Origin of the sequence: Sorangium sp. So ce836 (assembly GCF_028553905.1) — a bacterium.
GTDB lineage: Bacteria > Myxococcota_A > Polyangia > Polyangiales > Polyangiaceae > Sorangium > Sorangium cellulosum_D.
Genome location: NZ_CP102233.1, coordinates 11025027 through 11041972, shown reverse-complemented (window position 1 = coordinate 11041972; position 16946 = coordinate 11025027). Strand labels below are relative to the sequence as shown.

The following is a 16946-nucleotide window of genomic DNA, read 5'->3' as shown; positions in this document are numbered from 1 at the left end:
GCCGATCGTCGTCGGACTATATGCCCGAGAGGCCCCGCGATGATCTGAGCAGCGCCGCGGTTTCCGAGGGCGTCATTCGCGCGGGCCCCGCGGGGCCGCCAGCGGCGAGCGCGTCGACGCTTCAATGCGTTCGGTGTCCTCGGCTAGAACGGCGCGCCGCTCGCGCGCGTGCCCGGCGAAGAGCTCCTCTCGCCGAGGGCGCTGTGGAGGACGAAGGATGTGCTCCCGTCGAGATCGATGCTGCGGTTCATCGAGACACCGTCCTGATCCGAGAGCGCGGACGTGTACGTGACGCTGCTCACGGTCGCGCCCGCGGCGTTTCGCAGCGTGACCGTATCGCTGCTGTTGTTGTTGAGGCCCAGGGCTCCCGTGGAGGCGCCGACGGCTCCGAGCACGCCAGCTGGCACCGCCGAGGCGTGGCCGTACACCACGACGGCCGTGAAGGGCGCGAGCGACGCTCCGGCGGGGAAGGTGTGCCGCGTCCCCGTGCTGTCGGCGAGCTTCCACCCGCCGATCGAGGCGGTCGCCGTACCGACATTGACGATCTCGACGAACTCGCCGTCCGGATCGCTGCCCGGCTCATTGGCGAGGACCTCATTGATGATCACGTTGGCCGTGCCGCCGCCGCTGCCGCCGGCGCCACCGCTGCCGCCGGCGCCGCCGCTGCCGCCGGCGCCACCGCTGCCGCTGCCGCTGCTGCTACTGCTGCTGCTGCTGCTGCTGCTGCTGCTGCTGCTGCTGCTGCTGCTGCTGCTGCTGCTGCTGACGCTGGTGCTGCTGCTGCCGCTGCCGTCGGGGATCATGAAATCGCGCACGACGCCCATGTGCTGCATGTTCGAGGCGCCGCTGTCCGACGAGTGCGCGGGGCTGATCTCCGAGAGCGGAGAATAGACGCGCGTGTCCACCACGAGGCCGTTCGCGAAGCTGCTCCCGCCGATGACGACGGCGGTCTCGAGCGGCTCCAGATCGCTGTCGACGAGCACCCAGTCGTAGGGCTTGGTCCTGCCGGCGTTGGTCTTGTCGTTCCCGTTCTTGTCGGCGGGATGGGGGCCGGACGTGACGACGACGCTCGAGAGCGTCGTGACGCACGCCTCGGTCCGGCTCCCGGTGTTGAAGTCGCCGCCGATCACCAGGTAATCGTCCTCGTCGACGTGCGTCTGGATGAACGAGACGAGCTGCGCTGCCTCCGTGTTGCGCGCCCCCGCGCTCGACGTCAGCAAATGGACGCTGATGGCCCAGAGGTCGGCGGGACCGGGGATGTCGATCTGCGCCCAGGCGAAATCCCGGTTGCCGACCGACGCGTCGTCCCACTCGCCAGACGCGACGATCGGCCACCGGCTCACGATCCCGTTCGGGATCTGCGCCCCACTCTCCCGGTAATAACTGAACCCGGTGCCGAACGTGACGTCCACGAAGCCTTGAATGTCGGACGTGGAGTTGCTGCCGTAGTTGAATTCTTGCAGCAGGACGATATCGGGCTCGATCCCCTGCATGATGCGCTGGCCGTGCCCCGGATCGTAGCTCTGGTTCGTGCCGCTCGTGAGGTTCGCGGCCATGAGCCGGATGCGCGTCGAGAGCGCGTCGCCGTGCTCGCCGAGGAGGGCCGCCTCCGGGCCTACCTCCGCGTCGAGCGGCGGCTCGGCCGCGCACGCGGCCGCGGTCAGCGCCCACACGAGCAAAGGGACCCGAACCCACACGAACCGAGCCAGCATGGAAGATATCGATCGCATATCGCTGCACCGGACCTTTCTCGGGATCGTCGCATTACACCATGAAACAGGGGCAAAGCGGGGTCATGCTCGCCCGTGTCCCATGCTGCGATCGTGCAGTTCCGGTTGAGAACGAACGACATCGGGCTCGGGCGTGGCCGCCGGAGGCCCCGGGGCGTTCAGGGCGGCCGCGCTCGATTCCGCTCGTCTACGCTCGATTCCGCTCGTCTACGCTCGTCTACGCTCGATTCCAGCGATCCGCCGCGCCCGGCTCCGGGGCTCAGCGGCTCCTCATGGCGAACGCGATCCCGCTCTGCAGGGAGCTCTTCACGGCGAGCCGACCGAGGTCCACGCCGCTCTCCGCGAGGCGGTGGGCGACCTCGGGGCGGATCCCGGTGAGCACCGCCCGCGCGCCGAGCAGGCCCACGACCCGCACCACCTCGAGCAGCGCCTCGATCGCCGCCAGATCGAGCGCGTCCACGCCGGTCAGATCGAGGATCGCGGTGCGCGTGCGGCGTTCCGCGATGCCGCGCGCCAGCGCCTCGGCCACGCGGCGCACGCGCCCGGCCTCGAGCGGGCCGATGAGCGGCAAGACCACCACGTCGTCGCAGATGGGGATGAGCGGCATGGTGAGCTTCGCCAGCGCCGCTTCCTGGGCCAGGATCACCTCGTCCTGCAGCCGCGCGCGCTCCTGCTCGGCGCGCTTGCGCTCCGTCAGGTCGATGCCGGTCATGATGACGAACCGGAGCCCCTCGTCCTTGCCGCGCAGGACCGCGCCCGACCAGGCCGTCACCCGGCGGGCGCCGTCCCTCGCCGTCCACGGGACCTCCACTTGCTTCCGCGGCGCGCCGGCGCCGAGCTCCTCGAACAGGCCCTTGAGCTGCGCCGACGCCCCCGGATCGGGCGTGAGCTCCCAGAGATAGCGCGGCTCCAGAGGCCCGCGCCCGCTGCCCAGCGCCCGCTCGGCGGCGCTGTTCATGCGCACGATGCGCCCGCGCGCGTCGAGCACCACGATGAGGCCGTCGACGAGATCCATGACGCCGGCCATGAAGTCCCGCTCCCGGCTCAGCATCTCCTGCGCGTGCTTGCGCTCGAACAGGCGGCCGAGCTGCCGCGCGATGCGGCCGATGGTCGCGGTGAACTTCCCGTCGTCCGCGTACTCGGCGTCGGAGAAGAACTCCAGCACGGCCACCACCTCGGCCCCGACCACCACGGGGAACGCGAACCCCGCCTTGACGCCGAGGTTCTTCGCGAGCCGGGCGCGCGGGAAGTTGGCGTCTTCCGTCACGTTGCGCACCCAGACCGGCTGCTTGCTGGCGAGCACCCGCCCGGGCAGCCCGACCTCCGGGGTGAACTGCGTCGCCTCTGTGACCGCCTTGAAGGTCGCGAACTTCACCTCGTCGTTGAGGTACCAGAGCGCCGTCGGCAGGAGCAGCGAGGGATCGTCCGCCGCCGGCACGTAGGCGTGCCCGACCGGCCAGCTCAGGTGATCGCAGATGTGCGCGATGGTGCGATGCAGCGCCTCCTCGACGCTCGCCGCCTCGTGCACGTCGACGGTGACCACCCGGAGCAGCTCCACGAGCGAGCGCTCATCGGTCAACACGCTGTCGAGCCTCCATCGTGCTCTCGTCGAGGTCTCCTCCGACCGTTTGATGAGACCGGTCATGATTGAAGGAGTACCACGCCCAATGTATCCAATCGGTTTCCGCGGCGAGGCGATCTCGGAGGTGACGCGCCGAGCCGCCGCGTGGTCGGCGCGCCGGTCCTGACCGCCGCGTCACGGCGCCGCGACGCCGCGGTGACCTCGCCGGGCCGGACCACCGGCGCGCCGGGATCCGCGCGGATCGCGGCCTGGACGTCCGTGTCATCGCTGGACGATGGCGCGCGGTTCCCCTTAATGTGTCCGCCGCGCCGGCGAGCTTCGTGGGCGGGCGCGCAGGGCCGCGCCGCGGGCAACCCGTGGGGCGTTCACTTCTGCTTCCGACGAATTCCGATGAAACGAACGACGATGCTCTCGACCTGTCTTCGCCGGTGCGCGTTCGCGGTGACGTTGCTGGCCGCGGCGCCGGCGCTCGCGGCGAAGCCGCCGGAGGGCGCCTCGGCCGAGGCGCAGCAGCTCGCCCGGACGAAGGCGCACGAGGGGCTCAAGCTCTACGGCGCGGACCGCTGGCAGGAGGCGTTCGAGGTCTTCAAGGAGGCGGACGGGCTCTATCATGCGCCGACGCTCGTGCTCTACATGGCGCGGTGCCAGCGCAAGCTCGGCCGGCTGGAGGATGCGCGCGGCCTGTACGAGCAGGTCCTCGCCGAGCCGCTCCCGGAGGACCCGCCGGCGGCGTTCCTCGACGCGCGGAGGGACGCGGAGACCGAGCTCGCGGCCGTGCGTGCGGCGCTGGAGGCGCCCGCGGCTCCGGCGCCGGCGCCGGCCGCGCCGGCCCCGGGCGGCGCGGAGGGGGGGCGCGGCTCGCTGCTGCCGGCGGGGCTCGCGTTCGGGCTCGGGGCGGTGGGTCTCGGCGTCGGCGCCGCGACCGGGCTCGTGTCGCTCTCGAAGGTGTCCGACATCGAGTCGCGCTGCGACGGCAAGCGCTGCCCGGCCGAGCTGAAGGGCGACGCCGACGCCGCGACCACGCTGGGCCATGTGTCCACCGTGAGCTTCATCGTGGGCGCCGCCTCGGCCGCGGCGGGGGTCGTGCTGCTCGTGGTCCGGCCCGGTGGCGACGCGGCGCCCGACGCCGCGGGCGCGGCGCCGCAAGCCCGGCGCGGCGTGGTCTGGCGCGCCGGGGTGGGCCTCGGGCGGGTCGAGATCCAGGGGACGTTCTGAGGAGCGGCGCCGCGGCGCAGGGCGGCGCCGAGGCACAGAGCAGCGCCGCGCGGCGGGCGAGAGCCGCCCCGCGGCGCCGCGCCCGTTCAGGTCAGTCGCACGTGGCGGCCTCGCAGGCCTCCATCTCGGGGGTGCACGCCGCGAGGATGCACGTGTTGCACACCTCCCTGTCCCCGCCGCGGCAATCCTCGTCGCACGCGCCGAAGGCCCCGCTGGTCTGGCAATTGAGCGTCTCCGAGAGCTGAGGCCCGACCTTCTCGCAGGTGTTCACGATGCAGCCATAGAACGCGGCATCGTCGCCGGCGCTGTTGATGCACGCGAACGCCTCGGCGCACGTGGACTTCCCGGAGCCGAACCACGTCGAGGCGTCGAAGCCCTCGCTGTTCCGGCAGTTCTCGTAGGCCTTGGACCGCGGGAAGTACGGCCCGATCAGCATGCACATCTCGTCCTTCGTGGTCAGGCCCTGCGCGATGTCGCGATCCTCGGTGTTCTTGAAATCGCAGCGGTAGTCCAGGGCCTCTCCCGCCTTGACCTCGAGGAACGGCGAGAACTCCTGCGACGGGACCCCCTCCCACCTGTCGTGGGCGTACAGCTCCGTCATCTCGCCGTCGAGGTCGACCTTGTTGGCGACGTAGCCGACGCCGCGGCGGTGCATGTGCGACTGGATCCTCACGACCGAGATGTCCTCATCGGTGGTGCAGCGCATCCGCGCCGAGGACTCCCCGTGCGACGGCACGCTGATGAACGGGTTGTAGTGGAAGAGCATGCCCGCCTCGACCTTCACCTCCTCGTCCGGGATCGTGTAGAGGTTGATGCGCGCGTCGGTCTCGAGCGGCGCGCTCGAGGCGTTCAGGTAATGGGTGTTCATGAGGAGCACCGTGCCCGGGGCGACCTTGAGCGCCACGCCCTCCGGGAGCTCGCCGAGGAAGGAGTTGCCGTCGGGGGACTGGGAGCCCGCGACAACGCCGGTGACGTCCCAGTCGGCCTGGGGGCCGTCGCTGCAGTCGTGGACCTGGGTCGCATCGAGGGTGACGCCGCGCTGCGTCTCGGTCGGGATCTCGGTGTACGGCGTTGCGTAGAGGAGGACGTGGTGGCTCCCGCGCGAGAACCGCACCACCTCCTTGTTGACGTTGAGCCCCTCCGGCGGCGCGACGAAGAGCTGGCAGCGCTCGACCTCCTGCCCCGGCTCGATCGTGGAGGTCATCCGATACTGCACGCCGGCGCCCTGGGCCGGCGGCTCCAGCATCTGGTCCTCCGGTGTCTCCTTCTCGGGGCCGGTTTCCGAGGAGGAACAGCCGAAGAGCGCGACGGCGCCGAGGAGAGCGATGAGCGAGGTACTTGTGCGCATGAGTCGATCCCTGCTGTGTGGTGGTCTCACATCCTGCGCGCGCAGGTGAACGAGCGCGCGCATTGTTCCCGGGTCGCGGCGGCGTCGCGCTCGCCCAGGGAAATCGGTCGACGCCGGCTGGCCGGCGCCGGAGTGTCCGCGTTCGCCCTCATGCACGGGCGGGGCGGAGGCGGACGGGTAACGAGGTCATCTTCCGGATCGAGGGGTGCGGAGCGAACACCGCCGGCCCCACGAGCTCCATCTCGGGGAAACGGCTGATGAGCGTCTCGATGGCGATCCGCCCCTCGAGGCGAGCCAGCGTCGCCCCGATGCAATAGTGGGCGCCGCCCCCGAAGGCAACTCCCGCGTCGGCGCCTCGCCGCAGATCGAACATCGAGGCGCGGGGATAGGCCGCCTCGTCGCGCAGCGCGCTGCTCAGCATGGCCATGACCATCTGTCCCTTCCGGATCCGCGCCCCCCGGAGATCGACGTCCTCGAGCGCATACCGCGGGATCCCCAGCTTGCCGAAGTTGTCGTACCGGAGCGTCTCCTCGACGACGTTCTTCACGAGCGTGGGCTCGCGCCTGACCGCGGCCAGCGCCTCGGGCGATCTCAGGAGGTCGTGCATCGCGAAGCAGATGAGGTGAACCGTGGTCTCCGTGCCGCCCACCAGCACCGCGGCGACCAGGGCGACCAGCTCGTCCTTGCTCAGCCGGTCGCCCTGCTCCTCGGCCTGGATCAGCAGCGTCAAAACGTCATTGTCCAGGGGCCTCCTCCGGCGCTCCTCGACGGTATCGCTCACCACCTCGATCCCTACGTCGAGCGCCGCCTCGAGCTTCCCAATTTCTTCCGGCGAGAGCTGCCCCGCCATCGACAGGCGATGAATCGCATCCGTGAAGCGGAGAAATGACGCGTCGTGTCGTCTCGGGATCTTGAACATCGAGGCGATCCCGCGGATCGGGATGGCCTCGGCGTAGTCGCGCGCCACGTCGAGGGGATCCCGGCCGCCGGCCGCGGCGAGGGTCTCGTCGACGATGCGCTGGATCTCGGGCGCGAGGCGATCGATCTCGCGGGACGTGAACGCCGGGCCGATCAGCTTGCGCATCCGCACGTGATCGTGCCGGGAGAGCGAGAACAGGCTGTGCTTGCTCAGCCGCTCGAACCTGCTGTTCAAGGAGAGGAGCGGGTCGCTCGCGGCGAATTCCCACGCTGCCCGATCGGTCGTGAATCGGCCATCGCGCAGCAAGGACACGACGTCCTCGTGCCGGAAGACGAGCCACGCGCGCCCTTGCTCCCAGTAGAAGACGGGGGCTTCCTCCCGGAAGCGCGCGAAGACGGGGTAGGGGTCCTCGTCGAACCCGGGGACGTACGGGTCGAACTCGAGGGCGGCGCCGCGCTGTTCTGCCATCGCAGGGTCCTGTTGCTCCTGTCGCACCGGGGCTCCTTCCTTCAGCCGGCCGTCAGCCGCACCACCCGCTGCGACCAGAGCTCGACGAGCTCTGCGACCACCGCCTCCCGCCGGGGTTCCCCGGAAAGCAGATCGCCGAGCCGCGTCCGGCCGTCCGCGCGCCAGAGGACATCGAACGCCTCGTCCGACAGCGCGTATGTCCGTTCGCTGTAGGTCGTGGCCAGGGCGCGCTCGACCGAGGCTCCGCCCGGCGCCGTGCCCTTCATCGCGAGCAGCTTGACGTACACCGGGAGCGCCGGGACGAGCGCTTCGTAGGCCGACGGCGCCACGGGCCTCTTCTGGACGAGGAAGTCGCCGACCACGAGGCTATTGAGCTGCGTCGTGAGGAAGCACGCCACGCAGTCCTCGACGGAGTCGACGATCGGCTCGGCGTTGTTGTTGAACGAGGTGTTGAGCACCACGGGGACGCCCGTGATGTCGCCGAACTCCCGGATGAGCCGCCAGAAACGCTCGTTCGTCCGCCGCGACACGGTCTGGACCCGCGCGCTCCCGTCCACGTGGGTGATCGCGCCGAGGAGCTGCCGCTTCGACTCGTGGACTGGCACCGTGAAGATCATGAACGGCATCGCCTCCGCCCCGCCGAGATCGAAATAGTCGCGGGCGGCCTCCTCGATGACGGACGGCGCGAAGGGCCGGAACTCCTCGCGCTTCTTCACCATGGCGTTGATGATGTCCTTGTTCTCCGCCGGCCGCGCGTCCGCGAGGATGCTGCGGTTGCCGAGCGCCCGGGGGCCGAACTCGGAGCGGCCCTGCGCCCACCCGATGACCTTGCCGGCCGCGAGCAGCTCGGCGGCGGTCCGGGGCGCGTCCTCGAGCTCCTCCACGGTCACGAGATCTCGCCACCCGTCGAGCGCCGCGCGGATGGCGTCGCGCTCGCCGATGTGCCGGCCCCAGTAGAGGTGCTGGATCGCCGCCGGACGGCGCTCCGGCGTCCTTTGCATGTGCACGGCCATGGCGGCGCCGAGCGCGCAGCCCGCGTCGTGCGCGGCCGGCTGGACGAACACCCGCTGGAACAGGCCCGAGCGCTGGATCTTGCCGTTCAGTGTGCAGTTGTGGGCGACGCCGCCCGCGTAGCAGAGGCTCTGCTGCCCTGTCATGCGCTGGTAATGGCGCAGGGCATGAAAGACGATCTCCTCGAGCGACTCCTGGAGCGCGGCGGCGACGTCCTTGTGCAGCTGCGTGACCGGCTCGTACGGCGCGCGGGCCGGGAGCGCGTCGGGGAGCCCGAAGATCCTGTCCTGATCGATGGTCCAGCCGCCCTCCGGGAGCAGCGTGTAGAGCGTCCTGAACAGCTCCCGGAACCGCCTTGGATCGCCGTAGGGGGCGAGCCCCATCACCTTGTATTCGTCGAACGCCCCGTAGCCGAGGAGCCGGATCGTGTTCAGGTAGAAGTGGCCGAGCGAGTCCCGCTCGGGGATCTCTCTCAGCAGCTTGAGCTTGCCGCGGGAGCCGAGCGAGACGGAGCCCGACTCGCCATCTCCGCAGCCGTCCAGCGTGAGCACCAGGCTGTCCTCGTATCCCGAGCCGGCCAGGGCGCTCGCCGCGTGGGCGACGTGGTGCTTGACGAACTGGATCCGCTCGGCGTCGAAATCGGCGCCGAACGCGGCGAAGAGGAGCTGCCTCACGACGTCCCGCGCCGTGCGCGTCTTCGGGCCGAAGGCGGGGAAGGCGCGCTTCACCTCGGCGTCGCACCACGCCTCGCTGGCGTAGTAACAGACGTAGTCGATGTCCTTGAGGCTGAGCCCGCGGCTCTCGAGGCAGAACCGCATGGCGTGCAGCGGGACCTTGTTGGAGTGCTTGATGCGGTTCAGGCGCTCCTGCTCGATGGCCGCGACGACCTCGCCGTCCTCGACGAGGACGGCCGCGCCGTCGTGCGCGGTGAGGTTGTTCATCGCCGGGCGCGGGAACCCCTGGTGATCCGCCTCGTATCCGCCGCTGAAACCGAGTGTTCGCATGAGCCTGTCTTTCGTCCTGAGCCCTTGAAGAGCGAGGCGCGCCCTCAGCGGCACGCGCTCGCGACGCCTTGCAGAAAACCGAGGAAATCGTCCGCGACCCGCCGCACGGTGCCGGGCGCGTGCACGTTCGCGCTGCTGCGCCACCGGAAGATCAGGCGCCCGCCGCTCCGGTGGACGTGGAGCTCGAACAGGTTGAACCGCAGGTTCGTCTCCGCCTCGTCGTACCCCGTGCTCTCCTCCGCGAAGCCGAGGAGCGCGCCCGCGCCCGGCGGCTCGACCTGACCCATGTAGTTGAACAGGATCCCCGGCCGCTTCCGGAGCCGGCCGAGAGCGGCGCTCAGCTCGGGATCGCCGCCGAGGTACCTGAGCAGGTTGTAGCCGTGGCCGCCGCGCGGGATCCGCTCGATCTGCCGGGCGATCTCCAGCAGCGCCGCCGCCGGCTCCTCGGCGCGCGGACGCTCCAATACGAGCAATCGCTCGGTGCTCAGCCAGCCGACCTCGCGCGAGACGTCGAGATCCGGGCGGTGGGGGAGCAGATCGCGCCCAGAGTGCAGCACCATGATGTCCTGCCATGCGCGGCCGGTCCACCGGCCGACGCTGACGTGGAGCGCGGCGACGAGCGCGCTCTCGGTGCTCACGCCGAGGCGCCCGGGCAGGTCGCGCAGCAGGATCTCGGTCTCCCGCTCGGGCAGCGACGCCGCGTGCTCCCGGATCGACGCGACCGTGTAGAGGTGGGCCGTCGAGGGGTGGTCCGCCGGGAGCAGGGCGATCTCGTCCCAGGGCAGACCGAGCCAGTACGCGCGCTCCTCCGGCGCGAGCTCGCCCTGCACCCACCGCTCGAGCTCGCGCGTCCAGCGGCCCAGGGACGTCCCGCGGGGCGGCAGCTCGGGCTCGGAGGTCGCGCCGAGCTGCTCGTAGAGCGAGTGGAGGTCCCGGCAGAGAATGAGCATCGACACCGCGTCGACGACGAGGTGATGCGCGTTGAGCCAGAGCCGGCCGCGCCCCAGCGCGTCCCAGCGGAAGTACACGATCTGGAACAGGCGCCCGCGCTCGAGCGCGTAGCCGTCCTGCAGGCGGTCGCACCGCCGCTCGAGCGCGTCCCGGCGCCGCTCCTCGGGGATGTCCGACAGGTCGACGGCCGCGAACGGCGCCTCGGCCCACGGCCCGTCGATCACCTGGCGGACCCCGCGCGGCGTCCGCTCGAACCGCGCGCGGAGCGCCTCGTGGTGGTTCGCGAGGAGCAGGGCGGCGCGCCGGAGCCGGTCGAGATCGAGCGGGGCGCTGACCTCGAGCAGCAGGTTCATGTTCCAGCGCGCGGGCCGGCTGCGGCGCTCGGCCTCCTCGAGGTACCACCGCTGGAGCAGCGCGAGGGGCCGCTCGCCGGGCGCGCGGTCGCCGTCCGACGGCGGCGCGACGGCGGGGGCGCACGCGGCGACGAGGCGGGCGACGGTCGGATGCTCGAACAGCTGCCGCGCCGTCACGTGGAACCCCTCGGCGCGCGCTCGCTCGACGAGGGTGATGCCGAGGAGCGAGTCGCCGCCGAGCGCGAAGAAGCTGTCGTCGACGCCCACGCGCTCGACCTTGAGGACCTCGGCCCAGAGGGCCGCCATCCGCTGCTCCGCCCCCGAGGAGGGCGGCCGGCGCCCCGGCGCGGCCGCGCCGCGCGGGCGCGCCCCCGGGTCGCGCAAGGCGCGGGCCTCCCCGCCGCGCCGCTCGCCGGGCGCCGCGCCCGGGAGGGGCAGCGGCTCGCGCGTCGCGAGCGCGACCATGGCGTGCAGCGAGGCCGACGCGCGGGCGAGCGCGTCGACCTCCGCGTCCGCCGGCGCGATCGCCCCGCCGAGGAGGCCGTGGAGGACCTCGTGGCGGTCGTCGAGCCGGAGCGGCGGGCTCACCCGCGCGGCGTCGAGCCCGCCCACCTGGCAGAGACCTAGCGCGTGGTCCGGCGCCGCCGATTCGAGCAGGTGCGCGATGATCCCCGCCTCCAGGAGGCAGAAATCCCGCGACCTGTCGCCGTACACCGGCTCGATCGCGCCGAGGTCGGCGACGAGGTAGACGCCGAACGCCGAGCTCTCGAACACCTGCTGGTTCGGGCCGGCGTGCGCCGCGCCGTCGATGCTCGCGCCGGGCTCGATCGGGACGAGGGCGCGCCGCTCGGGGTGGTAGTAATATGTGCCCCCGGGGAGCTGCTCGATCCGGCCCGGCTTCACGTGCAGGTAGACCTGCACCGGATAGAGGCTGCCGGCCGAGGCATAGAGGTGCTTCGGGATCGGATAGCCGGGCAGCTCCACCGGAGAGAGCAGCGACAGCAGGCTCGCCAGCCGCTCTAGCGGGATCGGCTCGCCGCGGAACTGGCGATGGCTGCGCCGCCGCGCGAACGCGCGCAGCCGCTCGTCGGACGGGCCCGCGGGGCCCAGGGGGATCGCTGCGCCGGCGAGATCGCGGCGGAGCGCCGGCTTGCTCAGCTTGAACCGCATTTTTTCGACCGGATCGAGCAGCAGCGGGGCGCCCGGAGCCGCCGCGCTCTCGCCGGCGAGCGCGGCGCCCTCGTCACCGGCCGCGCGCTCCACGGCGAGCCCGCTCACGCGCGCCGGATCGGCGAGCGCGCCGCGGTCGACCTTGCCGTTGCTCGTGAGCGGGAGGCAGGTCAGCGGGAGCAGCGCGCTCGGCACCATGTAGTCGGGCAGCTTCGACGCCACGAACGCCCGCAGCGCGGCCGCGTCGATCGCGCGCCCGGCGGCGGGGACCACGTAGCCGAGGAGCCGCTTGCCGCCGCTCGCCGTGCTCCCGACGGCGACCGCGGCGCTCGTCACCTCTGGGTGCTGGAGGAGCACCGACTCGACCTCCTCGAGCTCGATCCGGTACCCCTGCACCTTGACCTGGAGATCCTCGCGCCCGAGGAACTCGATGTTTCCGTCGGGCAGGAAGCGGCCCAGATCGCCGGTCCAGTAGAGCCGCTCGCCGGTCTCGGGGTGCGTGAGGAAGCGCTCCGCCGTCCTCGCCTCGTCGCGGAAGTACCCGCGCGCGAGCCCGACGCCGCCGATGTGGAGGCGCCCGGGCACCCAGTCGGGGCACGGATCGAGGCGCTCGTCGAGCACGTGAAAGCGCTGGTTCGCGAGCGGCTTGCCGTACGGGATGCTCTTCCAGCGCGGGTCGATGCGCCCGATCGGGTAGGCGATCGACCAGATCGACGCCTCGGTCGCGCCCCCGAGGCTCAGCACCGCCGCGCCCGGGAACGCCTCGCGGATCTGATCGGGCAGGCCGACCGGGATCCAGTCGCCGCTGAGGAGCGCCGCGCGCAGGGGCGGTCGCGGCGTTACGCGGCGGGCGCGGTGCGCGACGAGCATCTGCATGAGCGCCGGCACCGTGTTCCACAGCGTCACGCGGTGCCGCGCCATCATCTCGTCCCAGTGGGCCGGATCGCGCGCGAGCGCCGGATCGGGCAGGACGACCGCGCCGCCCGCCGCCCAGAGGCCGAACAGGTCGTAGACGGAGAGGTCGAACGACAGCGAGGAGAGCGACAGGACGCGGTCCGAGGCGCCCACGCCGAGCCGCTCGTTCACGTCGTCCAGGGTGTTGACCGCGCCCCGGTGGTCGATCGCGACCCCCTTGGGCTTGCCCGTGGAACCCGACGTGAAGATCACGTAGGCGAGGTCGTGGGGCGCCTGCGCGGCGTCGAGCGGCGCGTCGTCCCGGGACGAGGCGGAGGTCGCGTCCAGGGCCACGACGTCGACGCCCTCGGGCCAGCGGATCGCGCCCGCGAGCCGCGCCTGTGCGAGCGCGAGGGGCACGGCCGCCTGCTCCAGGATCCCGCGGATGCGCGCCTCCGGCCACGCGGGATCCAGGGGCAGGTACGCGGCCCCGGACTTCAGGATGCCGAGCGCCCCGAGCGCCTGCTCCCACCCCTTCTCGGCCAGGAGGGCGACCAGCGCGCCCGGGCGCGCGCCGCGCTCGCGCAGGGCTCGGCCGAGGGCGTTGCTCCTCCGATCGAGCTCGCCGTAGGTCACGATCGCGCCCGGCTCGACGACCGCGGGGGCCTCGGGCCGCGCCGCGGCGCTCCTGGAGAAGGCGTCGTGGAGCAGCCGGTTCGACGTCGGCCGCTCGGTCCGGTTCACCTGGGCGCGCGCCGCGCGCTGCGCGGCCGGCAGCGCGACCCGCGCCGCGGTCTGCCACGCCTCGCCGTCGCGCGAAAGGCGCGCGAGCAGCTCCGTATACGCCTCGAACATGGCGTCGACCATCCCCTCGGGGAAGAGCGCGTCCACGGCGTCCCAGGAGAACGCGAGGTCGCCGAGGTCCTCGGCCACCTGGTGATCGAGCCACACCTGCGGCGTCTGGCTGACGCAGAAGACCTCGTCCCCGAGCCACGCGAAGGGCGCCCGCTGCGCCGGCCCGCCCTGGCCGAGCGCGCTCGTGAACACCACCGGGACGCCGTGCCCCGCGCGCTCGCGCAGCGCGCGGAGGGCGCCGACGCGCCGGTGCTCGAGCGCGCGCAGGAGCTCCCCCTGCGCGGCGCGGGCCGCCTCGGCGAAGGCGGACCGCCGTGCTGCGCCGGCGCCGAGGCCGACGAGCGCTATCGTGGTGAAATCGCCCACGATCTGGTCGACGTCCTCGTGCAGCGGCGGCCGGTCGAACATCGTCACCGTGAGCGCGAAGTCGCGGCGGGCGCTCCACCGGCCGAGCACCTCCGCGAACGCCGCGAGCAGGGCGGCCGACGGCGTGAGCCCGTGCGACCGCGCGCGCTCCTTCAGCCGCTCCCAGTCGGGCCGGGCGAGGCGCCCGCTCCGCCGGCGGAACCGGGGCGCACCGATGTCCCGAGGGCTCTTCGCGAGCGGCAGCGCGGGCGGGGGCGGGAGCGAGGCGACGCGATCGCGCCAGTGCTCGAGGGAGCGCTCGGCGGCCGGCGTCCGGAGGTGGCGCTCGGCGGCGAGGACGCAGTCCCGGAAGGTCGCCCGCAGCGGGGGGAGCTCGATCTCCGGCTGCGCGTACAGCCGCTCTAGATCGCGCGAGAGGATCCCGAGGCTGTGGGCGTCGAGCGCCAGGAGATCGATGTTGAGGTGGATGCGGCGCTCGCCGCCCGGCAACAGCGACACGGCCACGTCGAAGAGCGGCCACTCCCCTGGCGCGAACACGCGGTGCGAGAGCCGGGCGCGGGTGTCCTCGAGCGCCCGCTGGGCCCCGGCGCGCGTCTCCCCGCGGAGATCCCACACCTTCACCCGGAACGGGGGGACCGACGCCTGCACGCGCTGCATGCCGTCCGCCGTGAAGACCGCCCGCAGCATGTCGTGCCGCTCGACGAGGCGGCGCCACGCCCGCTCGAAGCGCTCGAGATCGAGCTCGCCCCGCGCGATCTCGAGGTAGCCGTGACAGCCGACCCCGCCGAGGTCGAACGTGTCGCCCCGCCCGACCAGGTAGGCGCGCTGGACGTCGGTCGGAGGAAACGGCGCGTGCGGGTCGCCGGCGCCGGGCGGAGACGGCGCGCGCGGGTCGCCGGCGCCGGGCGCCGCGGCGAGGGCCGAGGCGCCGTCGCCGCTCGGCGGGGCGGGGCGAGCGAGCGCCTCCCGCAGCTCGCCCAGGGTCATGCCCTCGAACAGCCGCGCGAGCGAGATCGGCGCGCCGCCGAGCGCGGCGATGCGGTTCGCGAGCTGGACCGCCTTCACCGACTCCAGGCCGCAATCGACGAGCGGGACATCCCAGCGGAGCCGCTCGGGACCCACGTGGAGGACCTCGCTCGCGAGCTCGACGAGCCGCGAGGTCCAGTCCGGGCCGGGCGCCTGCGCCGCGCGCGGCGCCGGGGCCGCGGCGCGCTCCTCGGCGGGCGCGCCGCCCGGCGCGCGGTCCTCGTGGAACACGCCGAGCGCGTCGAGCTCGCCGCGCAGGAACGCCGCCTTGCACGCCCGCCGCTGGATCTTGCCGCTCGTCGTCTTCGGCAGGCGGCGCGGGCCGAGCAGGACGATCGCGTACACCGGCAGCCCGAACCGCTGCGCCACGGCCCGCCGCGCGGCGCGCGCGAGCTCCTCGAGATCGACGCCGCGCTGCCCGCGCCGGAGCTCCTGGCACACGACGAGCGACTCCGGCGCCTCGACGGGGGGGCTCACCGCGTCGCCCGCGCTCACGGAGAACACGGCGCCGGCGCCTCCGGCGAAGGCCTCGTGGGCCGACGAGACCGCGAGCTCGATGTCCTGAGGATAGTAGTTGCGGCCCCGGACGATGATGAGGTCCTTGAGCCTGCCGGTGACGAACAGCTCTCCGTCGAACAGGAACCCGAGGTCGCCGGTGCGCAGGTAGTTCACGTCGCCGCCGCCGCGCAGCCGCGCGCGGAACGACTCCTGGGTGGCCCGCTCGTCCTGCCAGTAGCCGCGCACGACCGTGTCGCCCGCGAGCCACACCTCGCCCACGCGCGACTCGCCGAGCGGCGCCCCGCTCTCCGGATCGACGATCGCGACGCGCGTGTCGAGCCAGGGCCGGCCGCAGCTCACGAGCTCCTGCCCGTCCGGATCGTCCGGGCGGCACGGGCGCGCCCGGCCGCGCCCGAGCTCCGCGGCGTTCACGCGGAGCACGCGCGGCGCGGGCCGGCGGGGGACGCCGGTCGCGGCCAGGGTCGCCTCCGCGAGGCCGTACCCGGGCCTCATGACGTCGGCCCGGAGGCCGCACGGGGCGAACGCCGCGAGGAAGCGGGCGATGCTCTCGGCGCGGATGGGCTCGGCCCCGTTGACGACCGTCTTCCAGGCGGAGAGATCGAGCCGCGCGCGCTGCTCCGGCGTCGTCGCCGCGACGCACAGATCGAAGGCGAAGTTGGGCGCCGCGCTGTGCTGGCCGCGGTACCGCGCGATCGCCTCGGGCCACCGCGCCGGGCGGAGCAGGAACGACGCCGGAGGCATCACGTAGCACCTCCCACCCATGAGCAGCGGCAGCATGACCCCGTGGATCAGCCCCATGTCGTGGAAGTGCGGCAGCCACGTGACGAAGGTGTCCCCCGGCGCGCACTCGAGCGCGGTCGCGAGGATGCGGGCGTTGTGGAGGACGTTGCGGTGGCTGACCATCACCCCCTTGGGGCTGGAGGTCGAGCCCGAGGTGTACTGGAGGTACGCGACCTCGTCGGGGTCTCGCCGCCCGCCGTCGCCGTGGCGCGCGGCGTCCTCCGAGGGGATCTCCGAGAGCGCGTGGACGGGCAGCTCGGCGTCGAGCGCCGGGCGGCCCCGCTCGCGCGGGCCGCTGCCGGCGGTGAGCGCGCAGGCCGGCGCGCAGTCCGCGGCGATGGCGTGATAAGGCGACTCCGCCTGGTTCGGCCGCGGCAGCGACGTGGGCACGGCGATCATGTCCGCGAGCAGACAGCCGAAGAACGCCTCGATGAACTCGAGCCCCGGCGGGAACAGGAGGAGGACACGGCTCCTCGGCGGGCAGCGCCGGCGCAGGAAGCCCGCGATCGCCTGCGCGCGCCTCCTCAGCGCGTCGAACGAGAGCGTCGCGGCCTCCGCCTCGCCTTCGAGCAGGTAGGTGAACGCCGGGGAGTCGCCGAGCTCGTCTGCGCGCCGGGCGAGCAGGCCGGGGAGAGACGAGATCTCGCGCTGTTCCAACAGCGATTCGCGGCGCGCGACGGGGCGCGCGTCATGGCCGTGAGACGTCATGCGCAGACCGATCCTTTCAAGGGCGCTCGCGATCCCGCGCGAGGCCC

Annotated in this window: 7 protein-coding genes; 1 reads left to right on the top strand and 6 read right to left on the bottom strand. The window is 72.7% G+C overall.

Going from position 1 to position 16946, the window contains the following annotated elements; genetic code table 11:
* Positions 1-143: 143 nt before the first annotated feature.
* A complete protein-coding gene (locus NQZ70_RS40200; RefSeq protein WP_272826550.1) occupies positions 144-1712 on the bottom strand; it encodes a lamin tail domain-containing protein in 1569 nt (522 codons plus the stop codon).
* A 277-nt stretch (positions 1713-1989) separates the two neighbouring features.
* On the bottom strand, positions 1990-3312 hold the full coding sequence (locus NQZ70_RS40195) for an STAS domain-containing protein (RefSeq protein ID WP_237244481.1): 1323 nt from the start codon (positions 3310-3312) through the stop codon (positions 1990-1992).
* 390 nt (positions 3313-3702) lie between these two features.
* Here NQZ70_RS40195 and NQZ70_RS40190 point away from each other — a divergent pair, with 390 nt between their 5' ends.
* Positions 3703-4527 (top strand): tetratricopeptide repeat protein, encoded by an 825-nt coding sequence (locus NQZ70_RS40190; RefSeq protein WP_272826548.1) that lies wholly within the window; start codon positions 3703-3705, stop codon positions 4525-4527.
* 91 nt (positions 4528-4618) lie between these two features.
* Here the strand turns inward: NQZ70_RS40190 and NQZ70_RS40185 are convergent, their stop codons facing one another.
* The 4 genes from NQZ70_RS40185 to NQZ70_RS40170 form a co-directional block, all read right to left on the bottom strand.
* Positions 4619-5875, bottom strand: coding sequence for a hypothetical protein (locus NQZ70_RS40185; protein ID WP_129578945.1), 1257 nt, complete (start codon positions 5873-5875; stop codon positions 4619-4621).
* A 148-nt stretch (positions 5876-6023) separates the two neighbouring features.
* Positions 6024-7262, bottom strand: a complete 1239-nt coding sequence (locus NQZ70_RS40180) for a cytochrome P450 (RefSeq protein WP_129581858.1) — start codon at positions 7260-7262, stop codon at positions 6024-6026.
* Between the two features lie 41 nt (positions 7263-7303).
* Complete coding sequence (locus NQZ70_RS40175) at positions 7304-9277, bottom strand: carbamoyltransferase C-terminal domain-containing protein (RefSeq protein WP_129578944.1); 1974 nt, start codon at positions 9275-9277, stop codon at positions 7304-7306.
* A 44-nt stretch (positions 9278-9321) separates the two neighbouring features.
* The gene (locus NQZ70_RS40170; protein WP_165374405.1) at positions 9322-16899 is read right to left on the bottom strand and encodes a non-ribosomal peptide synthetase; all 7578 of its coding nucleotides are present in this window, start codon (positions 16897-16899) and stop codon (positions 9322-9324) included.
* Between the last annotated feature and the right edge of the window lie 47 nt (positions 16900-16946).

Excerpts from the sequence above, each read along its gene's own strand:
- NQZ70_RS40170 (WP_165374405.1), bottom strand. The coding sequence starts at position 16,899 with ATGACGTCTCACGGCCATGACGCGCGCCCCGTCGCGCGCCGCGAATCG.
- NQZ70_RS40190 (WP_272826548.1), top strand. The coding sequence starts at position 3,703 with ATGAAACGAACGACGATGCTCTCGACCTGTCTTCGCCGGTGCGCGTTC.
- NQZ70_RS40180 (WP_129581858.1), bottom strand. The coding sequence starts at position 7,262 with ATGGCAGAACAGCGCGGCGCCGCCCTCGAGTTCGACCCGTACGTCCCC.
- NQZ70_RS40185 (WP_129578945.1), bottom strand. The coding sequence starts at position 5,875 with ATGCGCACAAGTACCTCGCTCATCGCTCTCCTCGGCGCCGTCGCGCTC.
- NQZ70_RS40175 (WP_129578944.1), bottom strand. The coding sequence starts at position 9,277 with ATGCGAACACTCGGTTTCAGCGGCGGATACGAGGCGGATCACCAGGGG.
- NQZ70_RS40200 (WP_272826550.1), bottom strand. The coding sequence starts at position 1,712 with ATGCTGGCTCGGTTCGTGTGGGTTCGGGTCCCTTTGCTCGTGTGGGCG.